At 67.4% G+C, this 18658-nt stretch carries 22 protein-coding genes; 14 read left to right on the plus strand and 8 right to left on the minus strand.

All coding sequences use genetic code 11. The features are described 5' to 3' along the window. Positions 1–2 precede the first annotated feature (2 nt). From ODI_RS15120 to ODI_RS15145, 6 genes are read left to right on the plus strand one after another with little or no spacing between them, the layout of a single operon-like run. Entirely contained in the window at positions 3–764 is a 762-nt protein-coding gene (locus ODI_RS15120) for an ABC transporter ATP-binding protein (protein ID WP_067752433.1), read from the plus strand. Between the two features lie 6 nt (positions 765–770). Then, positions 771–1763 carry an aliphatic sulfonate ABC transporter substrate-binding protein gene (locus ODI_RS15125; protein ID WP_231968067.1) on the plus strand — a complete coding sequence of 331 codons (993 nt, stop codon included), beginning with the start codon at positions 771–773 and terminating at the stop codon, positions 1761–1763. Beyond that, a complete protein-coding gene (locus ODI_RS15130) occupies positions 1760–2524 on the plus strand; it encodes an SDR family oxidoreductase (RefSeq protein ID WP_067752430.1) in 765 nt (254 codons plus the stop codon). Before ODI_RS15125 ends, ODI_RS15130 begins: the two co-directional genes overlap by 4 nt. Then, positions 2514–3329, plus strand: coding sequence for an LLM class flavin-dependent oxidoreductase (locus ODI_RS15135; RefSeq protein WP_067752427.1), 816 nt, complete (start codon positions 2514–2516; stop codon positions 3327–3329). Before ODI_RS15130 ends, ODI_RS15135 begins: the two co-directional genes overlap by 11 nt. Further along, positions 3326–4582 (plus strand): LLM class flavin-dependent oxidoreductase, encoded by a 1257-nt coding sequence (locus ODI_RS15140; protein WP_067752424.1) that lies wholly within the window; start codon positions 3326–3328, stop codon positions 4580–4582. Before ODI_RS15135 ends, ODI_RS15140 begins: the two co-directional genes overlap by 4 nt. Continuing rightward, the gene (locus tag ODI_RS15145) at positions 4579–5328 is read left to right on the plus strand and encodes an SDR family oxidoreductase (RefSeq protein ID WP_067752421.1); all 750 of its coding nucleotides are present in this window, start codon (positions 4579–4581) and stop codon (positions 5326–5328) included. The genes ODI_RS15140 and ODI_RS15145 overlap by 4 nt, the downstream gene beginning before the upstream one ends. A gap of 19 nt (positions 5329–5347) precedes the next feature. Here ODI_RS15145 and ODI_RS15150 read toward each other — a convergent pair whose 3' ends face one another. The 3 genes from ODI_RS15150 to ODI_RS15160 all read right to left on the minus strand — a co-directional run bounded on the left by ODI_RS15150 (position 5348) and on the right by ODI_RS15160 (position 8065). After that, a complete protein-coding gene (locus ODI_RS15150) occupies positions 5348–6316 on the minus strand; it encodes a tripartite tricarboxylate transporter substrate binding protein (protein ID WP_067752418.1) in 969 nt (322 codons plus the stop codon). Positions 6317–6437: 121 nt separating this feature from the next. Beyond that, positions 6438–7244 (minus strand): SDR family NAD(P)-dependent oxidoreductase, encoded by an 807-nt coding sequence (locus tag ODI_RS15155; RefSeq protein ID WP_067752415.1) that lies wholly within the window; start codon positions 7242–7244, stop codon positions 6438–6440. A 26-nt stretch (positions 7245–7270) separates the two neighbouring features. Continuing rightward, positions 7271–8065 carry an SDR family NAD(P)-dependent oxidoreductase gene (locus tag ODI_RS15160; RefSeq protein WP_067752407.1) on the minus strand — a complete coding sequence of 265 codons (795 nt, stop codon included), beginning with the start codon at positions 8063–8065 and terminating at the stop codon, positions 7271–7273. Between the two features lie 140 nt (positions 8066–8205). Between ODI_RS15160 and ODI_RS15165 the strand changes: the two genes are divergently transcribed. From ODI_RS15165 to ODI_RS22325, 3 genes are all read left to right on the plus strand, one after another. After that, on the plus strand, positions 8206–9165 hold the full coding sequence (locus tag ODI_RS15165) for a LysR family transcriptional regulator (RefSeq protein ID WP_067752404.1): 960 nt from the start codon (positions 8206–8208) through the stop codon (positions 9163–9165). A 127-nt stretch (positions 9166–9292) separates the two neighbouring features. Next, positions 9293–9943 (plus strand): DMT family transporter, encoded by a 651-nt coding sequence (locus ODI_RS15170; RefSeq protein WP_067752401.1) that lies wholly within the window; start codon positions 9293–9295, stop codon positions 9941–9943. A gap of 95 nt (positions 9944–10038) precedes the next feature. Then, complete coding sequence (locus ODI_RS22325) at positions 10039–10197, plus strand: hypothetical protein (protein WP_157929769.1); 159 nt, start codon at positions 10039–10041, stop codon at positions 10195–10197. A gap of 106 nt (positions 10198–10303) precedes the next feature. On the opposite strand, the gene ODI_RS15175 is transcribed toward ODI_RS22325, so the two are convergent. The 3 genes from ODI_RS15175 to ODI_RS15185 are packed head-to-tail and all read right to left on the minus strand — an operon-like array spanning position 10304 to position 13307. Then, positions 10304–11872, minus strand: a complete 1569-nt coding sequence (locus ODI_RS15175; protein ID WP_067752398.1) for a TerC family protein — start codon at positions 11870–11872, stop codon at positions 10304–10306. A 33-nt stretch (positions 11873–11905) separates the two neighbouring features. Then, the gene (locus ODI_RS15180; RefSeq protein WP_157929770.1) at positions 11906–12772 is read right to left on the minus strand and encodes an anti-sigma factor family protein; all 867 of its coding nucleotides are present in this window, start codon (positions 12770–12772) and stop codon (positions 11906–11908) included. Continuing rightward, entirely contained in the window at positions 12762–13307 is a 546-nt protein-coding gene (locus ODI_RS15185) for a sigma-70 family RNA polymerase sigma factor (RefSeq protein WP_067752395.1), read from the minus strand. Before ODI_RS15185 ends, ODI_RS15180 begins: the two co-directional genes overlap by 11 nt. 192 nt (positions 13308–13499) lie before the next feature. On the opposite strand from ODI_RS15185, the gene ODI_RS15190 reads away from it, so the two are divergent. The 5 genes from ODI_RS15190 (at position 13500) to ODI_RS15210 (ending at position 18067) form a co-directional block, all read left to right on the plus strand. Further along, positions 13500–13847, plus strand: coding sequence for an SH3 domain-containing protein (locus tag ODI_RS15190; RefSeq protein WP_231968068.1), 348 nt, complete (start codon positions 13500–13502; stop codon positions 13845–13847). Between the two features lie 114 nt (positions 13848–13961). Further along, positions 13962–15164, plus strand: a complete 1203-nt coding sequence (locus tag ODI_RS15195) for a hypothetical protein (protein WP_157929771.1) — start codon at positions 13962–13964, stop codon at positions 15162–15164. 119 nt (positions 15165–15283) lie between these two features. Beyond that, positions 15284–16615, plus strand: coding sequence for an LLM class flavin-dependent oxidoreductase (locus tag ODI_RS15200; protein ID WP_067752386.1), 1332 nt, complete (start codon positions 15284–15286; stop codon positions 16613–16615). 270 nt (positions 16616–16885) lie between these two features. Beyond that, positions 16886–17362, plus strand: a complete 477-nt coding sequence (locus ODI_RS15205) for a hypothetical protein (RefSeq protein ID WP_067752383.1) — start codon at positions 16886–16888, stop codon at positions 17360–17362. Between the two features lie 342 nt (positions 17363–17704). After that, on the plus strand, positions 17705–18067 hold the full coding sequence (locus tag ODI_RS15210) for a hypothetical protein (protein WP_067752380.1): 363 nt from the start codon (positions 17705–17707) through the stop codon (positions 18065–18067). 39 nt (positions 18068–18106) lie between these two features. On the opposite strand, the gene ODI_RS22720 is transcribed toward ODI_RS15210, so the two are convergent. Further along, on the minus strand, positions 18107–18340 hold the full coding sequence (locus ODI_RS22720) for a helix-turn-helix domain-containing protein (RefSeq protein WP_408635832.1): 234 nt from the start codon (positions 18338–18340) through the stop codon (positions 18107–18109). Next, positions 18333–18614: a hypothetical protein gene (locus tag ODI_RS15220; RefSeq protein ID WP_067752377.1), complete on the minus strand. Its 282-nt coding sequence runs from the start codon at positions 18612–18614 to the stop codon at positions 18333–18335. Before ODI_RS15220 ends, ODI_RS22720 begins: the two co-directional genes overlap by 8 nt. Positions 18615–18658: the final 44 nt, after the last annotated feature.

Raw genomic sequence — 18658 nt, forward strand, 5'->3', positions numbered from 1 at the left:
TCATGACGATACCCACGACCTCCCCAGGCGCGCAGTTGCGCTCGCTGTCGATGACCTACACGGACAGGGACGGCCGCGCCGTCCACGCGCTGGACGGCATCGACCTGCGCTTCCCCGAAGGAGGCGTGACAGCCATCATCGGCGCCAGCGGCTGCGGCAAAAGCACCCTGCTGCGCATCCTGGCCGGCCTGGAGACCGCCTACCAGGGCGATGTGGAGGTGGCCGGCGCCCCCGTGCAAGGCCCTGGCCTGGCCCGCGGCATCGTCTTCCAGGACCACCGTCTCATTCCGTGGATGTCCGTCGACGAGAACATCGGCCTGGCCCTGCATCGGCTCACCGCCGACGAGCGCCAGGCACGCGTGGCCGCCACGCTCTCGCTGGTGGGGCTTTCCGCCTTTTCCAGCGCCTATCCGGCCCAATTGTCCGGAGGCATGGCGCAACGCGTGGCGATTGCCCGCGCGTTGGCCCATCGGCCACGCATGCTGCTGCTGGACGAACCCTTCGGCGCGCTGGATGCGCTGACGCGCATGCAACTGCAGGACGAGCTGCTTGCCATCCGGGCCCGCGAGCGCGTCACCACGGTGCTGGTCACACACGACATCGAAGAAGCGCTGTACCTGGGCGACCGCGTCGTCGTGCTGTCGAGCCGTCCCGGCCGCGTCGCCGAGACGATCGACGTGGACCTGCCCCACCCCCGGGCCCGCAACGACCCACGGCTTGCGGCGTTGCGGCTCGCTCTCTACGACAACTACTTCCACTCCTGACGCCCCGTGCGTCGCCTTTTCCTGATCGAGGATCCCATGCTTGCCCGCATCTCCACCCTGCTGGCCGCCGCCACCCTGGCACTGGCCGCCACCACGCCCGCTCGCGCGGCAGACACCTTGCGTATCGGTTTCATGACCTTCGTCCCCTACTCGGCCAGCTTGCTGGCCAAGCAGAACGGCTGGGTCGAGGAAGAACTCAAGAAGGCCGGCCACGGCGACGTCAAGGTCACCTGGACGCAGTTCGCGGGGGGGCCGCCCGTGAACGAGGCCTTCGCCTCCGGCAATCTTGACGTCGCAGCGCTGGGCGACACGCCAGCGCTGGTCGGCCATGCCTCGGGCATTCCCACCCGCCTGGTGGGCCTGGCCTACCAAGGCGGGCAGGCACAGGCGCTGCTCGTGCGCAAGGATGCCCCGTACAAGCAGGTCGCGGAACTCAAAGGCAAGAAAGTCGCCACACTGCGCGGTGGAAACGTGCACGAGCTGCTGGTGCTCATCCTCCAGGAGGCCGGCTTGAAGCTTTCCGACGTGGCGTTCATCAACCTGTCGCTGCAGGACATGGGCACCGCGCTGCTCAAGGGAGACATCGAGGCCGCCCTTGCCTGGGATCCGGTGTTCACGCGCCTGGAAAGCGAAGGGCAGGCGCGGGTCCTGCGCGACGGCAAGGGGTTGAAGAACAACCTCAACCCCATCGTGGCCAGCCAGACGCTCGTGGAAAAGCATCCCGCCTATCTGCAGGCGTACCTGCGCGCCATCGCACGCGGTGCACAGGCCTTGCAGGACGATCCCGACGGTTCCGCCAAGGCCCTGGCGCCCACGTTCGGCCTCACGCCCGAGCAAACGCTCATCGCATTCAGCCGGTCGCAATGGCTGCCGCCCGTCAACGACGATGTGCGCGCCGAGCTGAAGCGTTCAGTGGGCTTCCTGCTGGAAAACCGCCTCGTGCGCAACACGTTCGATGTCGACGCCTTCATCGATCTGTCGGCCGCGCCCAAGCCATGAGCCTGGACACCCTGTTCGGCCTGCAAGGCAAGCTTGCGGTCGTGACGGGCGGGGCACGCGGCCTGGGGCTGGGCATCGCGCGTGGCCTGGCCCGGGCCGGCGCGGACCTCGTGCTGCTCGACCGGACAGCCTCGAAAGAGGCCGAAAGCGAACTGTCCTCGCTGGGCGTGCGCGTGCGCAGCCTGCAGGCTGACCTGGCCGACGCCGCCGGGCTGGCGGAGACGGCACGGCGAGTCCTGGAAGCCAGCGAGGGCCGCGCTGACATCCTCGTCAACAACGCGGGGCTGCAACGGCGCGTGAACTGGGACCAGCACACGCAGGCCGACTGGGACATCCAGCTGGACGTGAACCTGCGCGCCGCCTTCGTGCTGTCGCAGCAGCTGGGCGCCGCGATGGCCCAACGGGGCGCAGGCAAGATCATCAACATCGCATCCATACGCAGTATCGCCGCCTCCCCGGCAGCGCTGGGCTACGGCGTCAGCAAGGCCGGCCTGGCCCAGTTGACCCGCTCCCTCGCGGTGGCCCTGGCCCCGGCAGGCGTGCAGGTCAATGCCATCGCTCCCGGCTACATGCAGACGGCCCTGACGGCGGCGCTGTCTGGCGACGCCACCGCCAGCGCCAGCGCCTTGTCGCGCGTCCCGGCAGGTCGCTGGGGCAGGCCCGATGACCTGCAGGGCCTGGCGGTCTTTCTCTCCTCCGCGGCCTCGGACTATGTGACGGGCGCACTGATTCCCTGCGACGGAGGTTTCCTTGCCTGCTGATCGCCAGCAAACCGGGCCACGCGACTGGCTGCACGCCGAACTTCTTCCCTCCCCGGGCGCGCGCTTCGACGACGTGCTGGCCCTGGCCCTGCAAGCCGAGGCGGCGGGGTGGACGTCGCTGGCCTTGATGCCGGGCGATGCAAGCTTCGACACACTGACCCTGCTTGCGGCCCTTGCCGCGCAGACCCGTCACATCGGGCTTGTCGCAGGCATCGATCCCGCCCGAACCCATCCCTATGATGCCGCCCGCCGGCTGGCCGCGCTCGACCACGTCAGTGGCGGCCGCGCGGGCTGGCAGTTGCCTGCCGGACTCGAGCCGCCGCTCGCCGCGGGCTACGCCCACATGCTGGCCGCGCTGTGGGACACCTGGGACGACGATGCCCGGGTGTGCGACAAGGCAAGCGGCCACTACGTGAACCTGGCGCGCGTGCGCCCCGCTCATGCAAGCAGCCTGCATTGGCGATCCGCCGGTCCGCTCGACATCCCGCGCCCGCCGCAGGGCCACCCCGTGCGCTACGGGGGCCCGCACGAGAACGCGGAGGTCACGCTGCTGGATTCGCCCAGCTTCGCGCAAGTTCCGCCAGGTCCGGTGCTGCTGCGCCAGGACACGCCCGGCAATGCGCAGGGCAGACAAGGAAGGGGAAGAGTCTTCAGCCTGCCCATCGGCTCGCCGCATTGGCAGGAAATCCTGACGGCGCACACCCTGCCCCGTCCTGCCACCCCCAGCCTGCGCGACGGCCTGGGCTTGCCTCGCCCGCTCCCCGCCGTGCCCACCGGCACGTCTCTCCAGCAGGCAACGCCATGACCGCGACACGTCCACGCAAACTGATCCTCTTCGTCAATGCACTCGTGACCGGCCATCACGAGGCGGCATGGCGCCTGCCCTCCGCCGAGCCCGAACGCCTGCGTGATTTGCGCTACTACCAATCCCTGGCGCGTACCGCCGAAGAGGGGGGCTTCGATGCCATGTTCGTGGCGGATTTCTTCGTCTTTTACCCAGGCGTGGCGCACAGCCCGCGCTGGGAGCTGGACCCGTTGACCTTGCTGGCCGGCGTGGCGCAGGCCACGCGGCACCTCGGCCTCATCGCGACGGCATCGGCGACCTTCGGCGAGGCCGGCGAACTGGCGCGCAGCTTCGCCACCCTGGACCAATTGAGCCGCGGCCGTGCCGCCTGGAACATCGTGACCAACGGCGAGCCGCAAGCCGCGGCCAATTACGGACAGGACACACCCATTCCGCACGGCGAACGCTATGCCCGGGGCGATGTCGTGGTGCGAAGCGTGCTTGCGCATTGGCGCAATGCCCACGCCGGCAACGGCATGCCCCCTCCTGTCCAGCCACGTCCCGTGCTGGTGCAGGCAGGCTCTTCCGAACAAGGGCGCGACTTTGCTGCCCGCCATGCCGACGTCGTCTTCACCGCGCAGCCCACGCTGGCAGCCGGCCAGGCCTTTCGCGCGGACCTGCGGCAGCGCGCCCAGGCGCATGGCAGGTCTCCCGACAGCATCAAGGTCATTCCCGGCATCAGCCCCTCCCTCGCCCACACCGACGGCGCGGCCGCGGCACGCAAGCAACGGCTGGACGCCTTGATATCCCCGGAGGCGTCCCTGGGGTGGCTGGCGGGTTTCGGCATCGACCTGTCCGGCCATTCCCTCGATGGGCCCCTGCCCGCCTTCCTCGGCGACCTGTCAGCCTTCGAAGGCATCAAGAGCCGCTACGGCGTCATCACTGAACTCATCAAGCAGCACCGCCCAGCCAGTATCCGTGCCCTGCTCCACCTGCTGGCAGGCAGCCGGGGCCACGCCTCGTTCACAGGCACGCCGCGGGCCCTGGCCGCGTACATGACGCAATGGTTCGACGCCGGCGCCGCCGACGGTTTCATGCTGATGCCCCACGCCTTCCCCGATGACCTCGCGTTCTTCGTGGAGGAGGTTTCACCGCTGCTGCGGCGCGCGGGCCTGATACCGGCACAGCAATCGCAACCAGGCACCCTGCGCGAACGCCTCGGCCTGCCTGCCTGCGCCCTCCCTTCCCACTTTCACACAAAGGAAACGACATGACCCAACGCCTGCTCGGCAAGACAGCCTTCATCTCGGGAGGCGCGCGCGGACTGGGCGCCTCGCACGCGCGCCGCTTCGTCCAGGAAGGCGCCCGCGTGGTGATCGGCGACCTGCTGGACAGCGAAGGAGAGGCCCTGGCGGCCGAACTCGGCGCGGAAAACGCGCGTTATGTGCACCTGGACGTGACCGAGGAGTCGTCCTGGGTGGCCGCCCGGGCGGCGGCCGAAGCCGCGTTCGGCCCGGTCTCCATCCTGGTCAACAACGCAGGCATCCAGAAACTGGGGCCGATCATCGACACGTCCCTGGAGGATTTCGATGCCGTCATCCAGGTGAACGTGCATGGCACCTTCCTGGGCACCAAGGTGATCGGCCCCTCGCTGATCCAGGCAGGCGGCGGCAGCATCATCAACGTATCGTCCATCGCCGGCCTCATCGGCCTGCCCAACACAGCCGGCTACGTCGCGGCAAAATGGGCCGTGCGGGGCTTCACCAAGGCTGCCGCCCTGGAGCTCGCCCCGCACGGCATCCGGGTCAATTCCATCCACCCTGGACGAATCGTCACCGAGCTGACCGCCGGGCTGAACAGTCCGATCCGGCCGAATCAGCTCATCAAGGAACCCGGTCGCCCCGCCGACATCAGCAATCTCGTCGCCTTCCTGGCCAGCGAGGAATCCCGCTTCAGTACCGGCGTGGAGTTCATCGTGGACGGCGGCCGCTACGTCGGCGAGTCCGATCCTGTGTCGTAACGGCCGCGCGGCGCCCGCCTCACTCCAGGCCCTTCACCGCCTCCGCGAAGAGCGCATGCTGCCCTTTCAGGTACTCGGCGTACTCCCTTGGCCCCAGCACATGCGCCTGCGCGCCGAAGGTCGTCAGCGTCTCGCCGATCTTGCCCGCATATTTCTCGCTGGCTTGCCGGGCAGCCTGATAGAGCCTGTCCACGACCTCGGGCGGCGTGCCCTTCGGCGCGGCGATGCCATACAAGGTGGGGCTGCCGATCCTGTAGCCCAGCTCGCGCAAGGTGGGCACGTCGGGATAGGCCTTGAGCCGCTGGTCGCCGAAGACGGCCAGCGCGCGCAGCGTGCCCGCCTGCAGATGCGCCTGCGCCGGCGCAATGGCGGTCGACGCCATCTGCACGTGTCCGCCCAGCAGGGCCGTGATGGCGGGCCCGCTGCCCTGGAAGGGAATGTGCGTCCACTTCACGCCCGCTTCCCTGGCGAAGGCCTCGGCCAGCAGGTGCGTGATGCCCAGCGCCCCCGAACTCGTGAACGTGACATCGCCGGGCTTCCTGCGCGACGCCTCCACCAGGTCCCTGGCGGTCTTCCACGGCGACGAGGCGGGCACCACCAGCATCAGGCCGCCCTCGGCCAGCGCGGCGACGGGCGCGAAGTCGTCGAATCGGTACTTCACCTCCTTGTTGGCCAGCGGCACGACCACCAGCGACCCCGGCGAACTGCCCACCAGCGTGTAGCCATCGGGCGGGCTGGCCGCAACCGACCCCGCGCCGATGCCGCCGCCCGCGCCCGGCTTGTAGTTCAGCACCACGGGCTGGCCCAGGAACTCCTGCATGCGGTCCACGAAGGGACGCAGCATGTTGTCGGTATCGCCGGGCTGGAAGGGAATCACCAACTGGATGGGCTTGGCCGGGAAGGTCTGCGCCGCCACGCTTGCCGCGGGAACTGCCGCGCCTAGGATCACTGCGGCGCACGCCGCCCGGGCCTGTCTGCTCCACTTCATCGCTTGTCTCCTAATGGGTTGCCGCAAGCGCAACCCATCCGGCGCGCCGCACGGCGGGGCTCTGTGGTACTGACTGCCGGGCTGGCCCCAAGGCCCGAAACAACGATGCGCGCGTGCGTCCTCAGTCGCAGCGCGCGCTCATGCCGCCGTCCACCACCAACTCGGTACCGGTGATGAAACGCGCTTCGTCCGACGCCAGGAACAGCGCCGCGTTGGCGGTGTCGCGCCCATCTCCCATGAAAGGCAGCGGAATGCGTTTCTGGCGGCGGGCCAGCAAGGCCTCGACGTCGCCGCCGCTTTGCATGCGCGCAAGATTGGCCTCGACCAGCGGCGTGTGCATCTGGCCCGGCACCACGGCATTGATGCGGATGCGCCTGGCCGCATACTCCACGGCCACGACACGGGCGAACTGGATGACGCCGGCCTTGGCCGCCGCATAGCCGACCTGCGCCGCGCCGGTCCAGCGGATGCCGGAGGTGGACGCGATATTGACGATGGCGCCGCCCCCCCTTGCCTCCATGACCGGCATCACGTGCTTGCAGCTCATGAACACGGTCTTGAGATTCAGGTCGATCTGGCGGTCCCAGTCCGCCTCGGACAGCTGGACGGGGCCTCCTGGAACAGGCGCGCCCACGTTGTTCACAAGGATGTCGATACCGCCGAAAGCCGCCACGCAATCCCGCACCATGCCGGCCAGCGCCTCGCTGTCCATCACATCGCAGCGATAGGGCCGTGCGTCGCCGCCCGCCTCGCGGATGCGCGCCAGCGTTTCCTCCATGGCGGCCAGGTCGCGATCCACCGCGAAAACGCGCGCGCCTTCCTGCGCGAAACGGTGCGCAATCGCGCGGCCGTTGCCCCACCCAGGCCCGACGCAACCCGCGCCCGTCACGATCGCCACCTTGCCCTGCAAACGGCCTGCCTGCGCCATGGCTGTCTCCCTGGTCCTGACCTGCGTCAACGGGTGGCCTGCACCAGCCCGCCATCCACCACGATCTCCTGCCCGGTGATGTAGCGGCTTTCGTCCGCGGCCAGGAACAGCACGGCGTGCGCGACGTCCCAGGCATCCCCCATGCGTCCCATCGGCACCTGGTTGTGGCGGTGGGCGACGAAGCCCTCGAAATCGCCGCCCGCGTATTTATCGGCCAGGCGCTGCACCAGCGGCGTGAACACCAGGCCCGGCACCACGCTGTTCAGCCGCACGCCGCGCGGGGCATACATGACCGCGGTGGTCCGGGTCATCTGCATCAACGCCGCCTTGCCCGCCGCATAGGCCACCTGGGGCTTGCCGACATACCGCAGGCCAGCCACCGACGAGATGTTGACGACCGAACCCTGCGCCTGCTTTTCCATGATGGGCAGCACGGCCTTGCATGCCAGGTAGGCGGACTTCACGTTGACGTCGAACTGTTCGTCCCAGGTGGCCTCGTCCATCTCCACCGGTCCGCCAGGCTCGGAACGGCCCACGTTGTTCACCAGGATGTCGATGCGGCCATGCGCGGCCATGCACGCGGCCACCATGCGTTCCACATCCTCGTGGCGTGTGGCGTCCGCCTGCACCACCTCGGCGTGTCCACCCTCTTTCCGGATGAGATCCCGCGTCGCTTCCGCCGCCGCCAGGTCCATGTCGCTGCCGAACACCGTCGCCCCCTGACGCGCCAGCAGCACCGCGATCGTGCGGCCATTGCCCCACCCTTCCCCGCGCGTGCCGCAACCGGTCACCAGCGCCACTTTCCCATCCAGCCTCAGCATCCTGTCTCCTGCCTGTTCAGCCTGTTGATTTTGCGGCGCAGCATGGGCGCCCTCATCGCGATCGAATGTGTGCACCTATAGTAGGAGGCGGTCCGCGCAGGCGGAAATTCATTTTGCGACCGCATTGATGGGGGATAGGCATGAATCTTTCGCCGCGCCAATTGAAGATCTTCGTCTCGCTCGCGCACTCGTTGAATTTCAGCCAGACGGCCGACGCCTTCTGCGTGACGCAACCCACCATGAGCAAGCTGATCCGCGAGATCGAGGAGGAAGTCGGCGCGCGGCTCTTCGAGCGGACGACACGCAGCGTGCAGCTCACGCCGGAAGGCGACGCCTTGCTGGAGGTGGCCACGCGCGTGAGCAATGCCTTCGAGCAAGGCATCACGGAACTGGAGGAAGTGGCGCGCAATCATGCGCAACGCCTGTCGGTCGCCGCCCTGCCCACCCTGGCGGCCATGCTGCTGCCGCCCCTGGTGCGCAAGCTGCGCGAGCAGACGCCCAACGCCTTCATCCGCGTGCACGACGTCTTCACCGATACGGCGCTGGACCTGCTGCGCACGCGGCAGGCCGACCTGGCGCTGACGGGCCTGGACGTCATCCACAAGGACCTCGCCTATGAGGAAATCCTGCAGGAGCGCTTCGTGCTGCTCTCGCGCCGCGAGGATGCCCGGCCGGGCGGCCTGGACGCGTGGTCGGTGCCGGCGCTGGATGCCTTGCCGCTCATCGCCATGCCGCAAGGCACGGGCACGCGACGCGTGGTGGAAACCGCCTTCCTGAAGAAAGGCGTGGCTTTCCGCCCCGTCATGGAGTTGCGCAACCTCAACGCCATCGGCAAGTTCGTCAAGGCAGGTTGCGGCCATTCGCTGCTGCCCCTGTCGGGCGCCGAACTCATCCTGGACGAGACGCTGGCCATCACGCCGCTGCGCGGCGCGCCCGAACGCACGCTGGGCATCGCCACGCGCCGGGAGGCGGGCCTGCCAGCCCTGGCCGAGGCCATGATCGTCGCCGTCCGGGAAGCAGCCTGGGTCCGGCAGGCAAGGCCCGAGGCGCCGGACTTGCATGTGCCCCGCACATCCCAATCCTGCGAAAAACTCAATTGAGTCTGGACATCATCCTGGGCATGCTGGGGCCCGTCAGCCTGCCGTCCCTTGCCGCAATGCCCACAATGCCCTCCTGCGCCACGCCCCCCCCCATCAGCCACGCGCCGTGGTCCAGCCCGGCAAAGGCATGGGCATCGCTTGCGCCCTGCTGGTCGTGGCACTCTTCTCCGGCTTTACGCTCGTGTCCCGCCTGGGCTTCACCCGTTCGCCGCTCACCCTGCCCGACATTGCCGCGTTGCGCTTCGGCGTGGCCGGCCTCCTGATGCTGCCCGTGCTCTGGCATTACGGGCTGCGCGGGCTCGCCCTTCGTCGCGCGATCCTGCTGGCTTTCCTGGGCGGCCTGGGTTTCGCGCTCTTCGCGTACGCCGGTTTCCTGATGGCCCCCGCCAGCCACGGCGCGGCGCTCCTGCACGGCACCCTGCCCCTCACCACCTTCCTGGCGGCCATGCTGCTCACGGGCGCCAAGGCCGGTGCCGCCAAGCGCCTGGGACTCGCCCTGATCGGCATCGGCGTCGCGGCCATGGCCTGGGACAGCCTGCTCGGCGCCTCGTCGCGACAGTTGCTGGGGGACGCGGCGCTGGTCTGCGCATCGCTGTGCTGGTCTTTCTATGCCGTGACCGCGCGGCGCCTGGGACTGGCGCCCGCGCATGCCGCCGCCGTACCTTGCCTGACCACGGTGCTGGCCGTGGCCGTGCTGGGGGAAATGCCATCGACCACCGCGTGGACGGGTGTCGCCGTGGTCACCGCGGGCATGGCGGTGGCGCTGCGTGGGAAATAACGCGCCGCGGGCAAGCCGCGAGGGATGAAACCTCCCCGCCAAGCGTCACGCATACAGGCCGTCCCCTCGGACGGCCATGTCTGCATGAGGAAGTCATGGATGTCTACGCAATCGGGATGCTGCTGATCGCGCTGAGTTGCGCCTACGCCGCCTGGGCCGCCCCACGGGTCGGCGCGGAAAGGCGCGATGCCTGGCTGCTGGCCGGCACCGCCGCGGCGCTGGGAACGGGAGGCGGGGTGTTGAGCGTGCTGTAGTGCGCCAGCCCTGCGGCTGCCCCGCGCAAGCGGGACCCAAGCAGGGCGGATCGGCAAAAAAAAGGGCGGCACCGACAGGTTGCCGCCCTTTCCACGTTCCGCCCGATCAGTGTTGAGGCCGCGCCGCCTGCCTGGCGGTCACCTGCTCGATGCGCAGGTGGCTGCGGCGGCTGACCTGGAATTCCCATTCTCGCCAGGCCAGCACTTCCCCTTCCTCGGGAATGCGGCCACCCAGGCGCAGCAGGCATCCCGCCAGCGTCGTGTCGTCCGGGAAGTCGTCACGCAGCTCGGGGGCATCCAGCAGGCGCGCGGCTTCATCCACCGACAACCTGCCTGACAGCAGCCACGACCCATCGGGCTGCGCCGTGCTGTCGGCGCCGTCGGCATCGTGCTCGGGCAGGTCTCCGGCCACGGCCTCCAGGATGTCCATGGGCGTGACCAGGCCCGCGCAGCCACCGTGCTCGTCCACCACGATCAGCATGTGCTCGCGGCTTTGGCGCACTTCCTCCACCAGCCTGATCACCGGCATCGCATCCGTCACGAAGCGTGGCGGACGCGCCAGTGCCACCAGGTCGAGCGCACCGGGCTGCGTGATGGCCTGCATCGCGTCCTTGAAGTGCAGCACGCCGATCACGTTCGAGGCATCGCCATCGCACAGCGGCAGCCGCGAATGGCCCGAGGCGAACTTGCGCAACACGTCCTCGGACGTATCGCGCACGCCCAGCCAGACCATGTCGCGGCGCGGCACCATGATGGCGTCGACGCTGCGCGCGCCCATCTCCAGCACGCGTTCGACCATGGTGCTTTCCTCGGGCGCGAAGACCGGCAGATCGTCCTCGGGCAGCGCCACGACGCTGTCGTCCAGTTCATCCTGCTTGGCGCGGCGCGAGCGGCGTCCGCCCAGCAGCGCCAGCACGGCGTGGGCCGTGCGCTCGCGCCGGCCCATGGCGCTGACGCGGCGCAGGCGGTTGCGCTGCGCCAGCTGGTTGAAGCATTCGATCAGGATCGCGAAGCCGATCGCGGCGTACAGATAGCCCTTGGGCACATGGAAGCCCAGGCCTTCGGCCACGAGGCTGAAGCCGATCATCAGCAGCAGGCCCAGGCACAGCACGATCACCGTGGGATGGCGGCCCACGAAGCGCACCAGCGGCTTGCTGGCGGCCACCATGACGATCATGGCCACGATGACGGCGGTCATCATGATGCTGAGCTCGTCGACCATGCCCACGGCGGTGATCACCGAGTCCAGCGAAAACACCGCGTCCAGCACGACGATCTGGGCGATCACCTGGAAGAAGGAGGCGTATTGCGCCGAGCCGCTCTTGCCATGCGTCGCGCCCTCGACCCGCTCGTGCAGTTCGGTCGTGGCCTTGTAGAGCAGGAAGGCGCCCCCGAAGAACAGGATGAGATCCCGTCCCGAGAACGAATGCCCGAACACCGAGAAGAGCGGCGCGGTCAGCGTGACGATCCAGGCAATACTGGCCAGCAAGCCCAGGCGCATGATCAGCGCCAGCGACAGGCCGATCAGGCGCGCGCGGTCGCGTTGGTGTTCGGGGAGTTTCTCCGCCAGGATGGCGATGAAGACGAGGTTGTCGATCCCCAGGACGATTTCCAGGACAATCAGGGTTGCCAGGCCGAGCCACGCAGTGGGGTCGGACATCCAGTCAAACAGCATGTTGCGGTTTTCCTTGCGTTGTTATTGTGGTCATCAGTGCACGGCGGGGACGGCGGGCGCCAGCCGCTGTGCCATCACGCTCAATTCGGGCTCGGGCAGGTTGCCTGCCAGCGCATAGACCCATTGCCCCTTGCGCCAGTACACGACGCTGGTGTCCTCGGCGCGGGAGCGTCCCTGCTCCAGGGCAGCCGCCGCGCCGGGCTGCGGCGCGCGCGCGGCGAAGACCGACACCATGCGCGCGGGCACGGCCTCGAGCGCCCAGTCCGGCCCCGCGTCGGGAACCACGTCGAGCGTCACCTCGACGCCAGGGCCATTGCTGGCCGGGAAGACCTGCACGTCGCGGATCAGCCAATCGGCGGGCAGCGCGGGCATCTGGATGCCCAGGCTGCGCAGGATCTCGTCGGTGTCCAGCACCGGCACGTCTGGCTGCGAGACCATGGCGGCGCGGGCCACCGCCGTGCGGTGCGCGCGTACCGCATCGTCCACGACACTGGGATGCGCATGCAGGGCGGGCGTGGCGCCCTGCCCCTGCCACGCCGCGTAACCCGCGTGGCCAGTCCAGCCCGCCGTCAGCATGACCATGGCCACGGCCGCGGGCCGCAGGCGGCGCGACCAGCGCGCCCGCGTGTGGGCCCGTTGCAGCCGCCCGGCCAGCATGTCGGCCGACGCGCCGCCATGGCGCGCCGCGCCCGGGCCGGCGCAGGCCGCTTCCCGGGTGGCGGCCAGGCGCAGGGCATCGCGGATTTCCAGGTCGGCCATGACACGCGTGGCTGCCTCGGGCGTGCGCGCCAGATACCCCTGCACCACGATGCGGCGCTCCAGGTCGAGTTGTTCGTCCAGGTACGCGTCGATATCGAACTCGGTGATCGCGTCGGTGTCGTGGTCGGATTCAGCCATCATCGCCTCCAACTAGTTTGAGATGCTTGGACTCGGCTGCCTGCCCGCGCGGACGCACGGGTGCCTCCATGGCCCGCAAGGCCGCGCGTGCGCGGCCCAGCCTGGACATGAGCGTGCCAATGGGAACATCGAGGACGTCGGCGGCCGCCTGGTAGGACAAGCCTTCGATGGCCACCAGGTGCAGCGCCTCGCGCTGGTCCGCCGACAGGCGCAGGAACGCCTGCTGCAGCTGCCGCAGGCGCACCGCGTGCTCTTGCGCGGGCGGGGTTGCGATATCGGCAACCTCGTCCAGGCTCACGGCCTGGCGCGCCGGATGCTGGCGCCGGCGCCAGTCGCTGATGAAGGTGTGGTGCAGGATCGCCATGAGCCACCCGCGCACGTTTTCCACTTTGCCGATCTTGCCGCGCTGCGCATAGGCGCGCGCCAGGCCTTCCTGGACCAGGTCTTCGGCGTCGTGGGGGTTGCGCGCCAGGGTCAAGGCATAGCGGCGCAGGAGGGGAAGGTGATCCTTGATGTGTCGAGGAGGAGGGTCGTCCATGAGGATAGGAACGCACGAAGCGCGGACTTAATCCGCGGTTTTACTTTTTGTTTCAATGCCGCCACAAGATGGCAAATCCGATCCGGACAACTGTATATTTATACAGTTAAAAGCCGTTACCCAAGCTCCCCGACCCTCCTTGTCTCCCACATTTTTCCCAATTCACCAAGCTTCGCCCCCGTGCTTTTTCTCGTGCTCCGCCCCCACCGCAGTGACCATCCCGATCCCATCGCGTTCACGGCGGGCACGCAACTGCGCGTGGGTGAAACCCATGAGGGCCCCGAAGGATGGGACAACTGGCATTTCTGCCAGACCGACACCCACGCTGGCGGCTGGGTACCGGGACAGATCATCGTCCGCGATGGCGACGGCCTCGGGACGGCGCTGGAAGACTACACGGCTCGGGAACTGGATGTGCTGCCGGGCGACATCCTGCAAGGCAACCGCATGCTCAACGGCTGGGTCTGGTGCCTGCGCGCCGCCGACGAACGCAGCGGCTGGGTGCCTTGCTCGGTACTGCGGCAGGCCAGGATGGACTGAGGCGGCAAGCACCGGCAATGAAGGCGTATCCATTGGTGTCGATCCCATCCCCGGGGCGCGCGGCCGTGCTACGTTTGCACGCGATAACGGGGCCGGAACAAGATGCACGCACTCATGAAGACACGAACAAGACAGCGATACGACATGCGGCGCCTGGCGCTGGCAGCCCTGCTGACGGGACTGCTGCTGGCCGCGGCCCCTGGCGCCCCCGCCCTGGCGCAGGCGGCTTCCGGCACGGCCGCCGCCGGCAAGGACGTGGTGGATGCCACCGAACTCACCATCGAGGTCCAGGATGAACGCTCGCTGGACTTCCGCATCCTGGTCCCCAGCGACTTGACGTGGGTGCGCACGCAAGCCGAGGAAAACCGCTTCGATGAATCGGGCACCGTCCGCGACATGCGCCAGCTCTTCGTGGCAGAGAGCGACAAGCCCGGCCTGCCCACGCTGGCCGTCTATGCCGCCGAAATCCCGCCCGAGCGGGCCGCGCTGGAGATCGGCTACGGCATGCTGTTCGCCTCGGTGTGGGCCAATCGGGTCGACAGCGTCGATCGCCTGTTCGACGAAGGCGGCGCAGGCATCATGGCCAGCCGCGAGGTCAACGGCCAGACCAAGCGCATGATGATCAACGTGTGGCGGCGCGGGCTGGCGATCGTCGTCGTGCGCGCCGAAATCGACGACGCGCACGCCGCTGTCTGGATCCCAAGGCTGGAGGAGATGCTGCAGAAATCCATGGTCTTCGTGAACGAGACGCTGGGCGACGCCCTGGAAGCGTCGATGGAACGGCACGAGATGACGCTGCCGTCAGGCCAGGTCATGCCCTTCCTGATGCCGCCAGGGTGGAAACCCGTCAAGCCGGTCAAGGCCGGCTTTCCCGCCGTCATGTTCGAGGACAGCACCTATCCCGAGGGCGAACGCGCTGTAGGCGTGTTCGCGGTGCCCACGAGTGTCATGCAGGAGACCTCGCCCGAAGCCGTGGACCAGGCGGTCGTCGACACCTCCGACCTGCTGCTGCGCAGCTTCAAGCCCGGGCTGAAGTACCAGCGCGAACGGGTCGAGATGCCTTACACCGCGCCGGGCTTCCAGGACGTGGCCGCGCTGAATGCCTTCTTCGAAGAGCGCCTGATGCCTGACGGTGAAGGCCCCGAGCGGGATGCCCTGGGTTTCTTCGCCGCGTTGCCCGGCAGCATCCTGGGCTTGTCCACCACCAGCGTGCAGCAGACCGGCATGCGCGGCATGGGCGCGCGCATGCATGAGCATTTCGTGCGCGAACAGTTGATGACGGCGATGCATGCTTACGGGAAGTCGCAGCAGCGCTAGTCTGCCGGCGGCGCCGGCGGCGAGACGCGCGGTGTTATAGCCTTATAGCCGTCCTGTCTTTCCCTGCCGCCTGCCCGATGGGATAGGGTGAAGTGTTCAGCCACAGCCCGCCTCGCCTCATGACCTCCCCACGCCAACTCAAGTTGGGCGCATTCATGCGCCCCGTCAGCATCCACACCGGCGCCTGGCGCTATCCTGGCGCCTACCGCGACGCCAACTTCAACTTCGCGCACCTGAAACGCTTCGCCCAGTTGCTGGAACACGCCAAGTTCGACGCCTTCTTCATGGCTGACCACCTGGCGCTTCTGAACATGCCGCGCGAAGCGCTCAAGCGCAGCCACACCGCCACCTCGTTCGAGCCCTTCACCCTGCTGTCGGCACTCAGCCAGGCCACGGAACGCCTCGGTCTGGTCGCCACGGCCTCGACGACCTTCGACGAGCCTTTCCACATCGCCCGCCGCTTCGCATCGCTGGACCACCTGAGCAATGGGCGGGCAGGCTGGAACATCGTCACGACATCCAACCCGGATGCGGCGCTGAACTTCGGCCTCGAGGAACACCTGGACCATGCCGAGCGCTACGCCCGTGCCCGCGAGTTCTACGACGTAGTAACGGGCTTGTGGGACAGTTGGGCCGACGACGCTTTCGTGCGTGATGCGTCATCCGGGATCTACTTCGATCCCGCACGCCTGCATACCCTGGATCATCGCGGCAAATACCTGACCGTGCGCGGGCCGCTGCACATTGCCCGCCCCGTGCAGGGCTGGCCTGTCATCGTGCAGGCAGGCGCCTCGGAAGCCGGCCGGCAACTGGCCGCCGAAACCGCCGAGGTGGTCTTCACGGCGCAGTCCTCGCTAGCCGACGGCCAAGCCTTCTATTCGGACGTGAAAGGCCGCATGGACCGTCTGGGGCGCGCACGCGACCACCTCAAAATCCTGCCCGGCGCCTTCGTCGTGGTGGGCGAAACGGACGCCGAAGCGCACGCCATCCGCGCGCACCTGGACAGCCTCGTGCACCTCGACAGCGCGATCGCCTCGCTGTCGATCGCCTTGGGCACCGACGCCTCCGCGTTCGAGCTGGACCAGCCCCTGCCCGACGTCCCGGAGACCAACGGCAGCAAGAGCGGGCGGGAGCGCGCGATCCAGTTGGCCCGACGCGAAGGCCTGACGGTTCGGCAACTGGCCCTGCGCCTGGGCGGGTATTCCGGCCTGGCATTCGTGGGATCGGTCCGCACCATCGCGGACCAGATGCAGGCCTGGCTGGAAACCGAGGGCTCGGACGGCTTCAATGTGATGTTCCCGTGGCTACCAGGCGGACTGGAGGACTTCGTCCACAAGGTCGTGCCGGAACTGCAGCGGCGCGGCATTTTCCGCAAGGACTACGAGGGCACGACGCTGCGTGAGCACCTGGGATTGCCAAGGCCGGGAAACCGGCATTTCCCAACGCCATAGCAGACCCGGCATGGGCGACCGCACAAAAAGAAAACCCATGACGCTTGCGCGATCATGGGTTTTCAGAGCTGCCTGGCAAGCAGGCTGCTTGCATTCTGGCGGAGACGGAGTCATCAAAATAAATCCAGCAACTACTTGATAAATAATATATTGTTTTGTTCGGAATTTAAAAATACCAGCAGATATACCAGCTGAAAAGCAAAAAACCTTATCAAGGGTCATCATTCCAATCTACAGTACCAACCCATGCTAACAATTTGAAGCAATGATATGGACGAATTTCTAACCTGGGGCTTCATCCTAAAAGCAGTCGCAGTGTGGGTGGGCGTCTATTTCCTTCAGCCCCTTCTCTTCGTGCTTCGGGACAAAGCTCTCAACTGGTACGTGGAAAAATACGTGCTGACAGAAGAACTGGACACTGCAATCCTCCAGCGCGCAGCTGACGTTTGGGTCATCAATAACCGGTCTAAAGTCGCTCAAGTCAAAGTGCGCCCGGAAGGTATTACCTACCTGTTGAACGGTGAGGAAGTCACGGAAGACCAGTACGCTGCATACGAGCGGATGATGAACTTCCACACCAACCGCGAAGCATCCCACGCGCGGTTGATACGCAACTGCGAGTTCCAATTGAAACGGCTTTTCCACCATTACAAACAAGACAGCAAGAGCCCTATCCCAACCTGGGAGAAGGCCGCGTATGAACGCCAGGAAGCCCTACATAAAGCACAAGACCAGGATAAGAAATAGTGCGTCGCTGCTGCGTCGTTTTGCGTCACCTGACAAGCCCCCCGTTCTCGCCGCCGAGCCGCGCCAAGCCTGGATGTGAGATGTCCCGAAAATCGAGTCTTTTCTTGTAGATGAAGCGCCCAGGCGCGGCGGGGGGAGAACTGCGCGCGCCGGCCCGAGGATTCGCGGGCGCACCCGTCCGGCCGACCGCCTGGCCATCGGTGCCCCTGGGGCGCGTCCACGGCCTCCAGGCGCGTCCTGGCGCGCCCCTGGGCGTCTGCGTGCGCGCTCAGGCGTGAGCGCCTCCTGCGGGCTCTACGCGCGTCGGCGGGCCTGCCTGAAATGCTGTATGTTTATACAGTTATGAGTTCCTACCCCCCGGACCGCGACGACCCCCTGCACCCGCTGCCCCGCCGGACCGCAGCCGAGCTGCGGGCGGCCGCCCTGGGCCCGGCCACGCCCGAGTCGCTATCTCTGGCACTGTGGGAGGCGTACCGGCTGCGCAACCTGGCGCGCACGATCCGAGCCATCCTGACATCCAGCCGCCCGGGCAGCCTGCAGGACGCCATCGACCGCGCCGTGGCGCGCTTGGATCAAGAGCCGTGCATACCGGAAAGCCGATACGTCGATATGAAGAAGCGCCGGCAAGACGGCATCCAGCCCGGTGACTATGCGCGCAGGCATCAGGCGCAGCTCAAGAAGGAACGCGACGCGGCCGGCGGCTGAAGGACGAAAAAAAACCCCGCGAGCGGGGTTGAGAAGGGTTCACCGTGAGGTGCTGGCCGGCATCACACCGAGCCGGATACGAAACAGGTCCCACGCCATTGGGGGGATGCGGTTGGTGCCCTTCTCCCATTTCTGCACCGTGCTCAACGGGGTCAGCACCAGCTCGCCGGCCTGCGTTTGGGTCAGGCCGTGAGCGTCCCGCAACGCTCGCCATTGCTCGGCGGTGGGGCTCGGCCATGCCCCCGTGGTGCTGCGGTTCGGGCTGTTAGGCACTGGCAGTCACACGCAGATAGCCGACATAGGGAAGCGCCGACACGACCTCAATTACGTCCTCGTCCTGGCCATCTGCAATGTCCAGGTCCATCGGCACGACGTGAACGTGATAGCCAGTCTCGTTGCTGAACGCCGGCCCGTCGGTCAGGTCGTACTGGCGTCCGCTCGCGCCCAGCTCCTCGTCCATTTGCTTGGCGCCCTGCTGAGGCGTGGTGGCGTCTTGAAGACCCCAGACAAAGCCCGAACAATTGTCAATGTATGCGTAGCGCTTCATGTCGTCTTCCTACCTCTGACAGCCCGAGGCTCAGCGTGTGGCGT

Source organism: Orrella dioscoreae, assembly GCF_900089455.2.
GTDB classification, from domain to species: Bacteria; Pseudomonadota; Gammaproteobacteria; order Burkholderiales; family Burkholderiaceae_B; genus Orrella; species Orrella dioscoreae.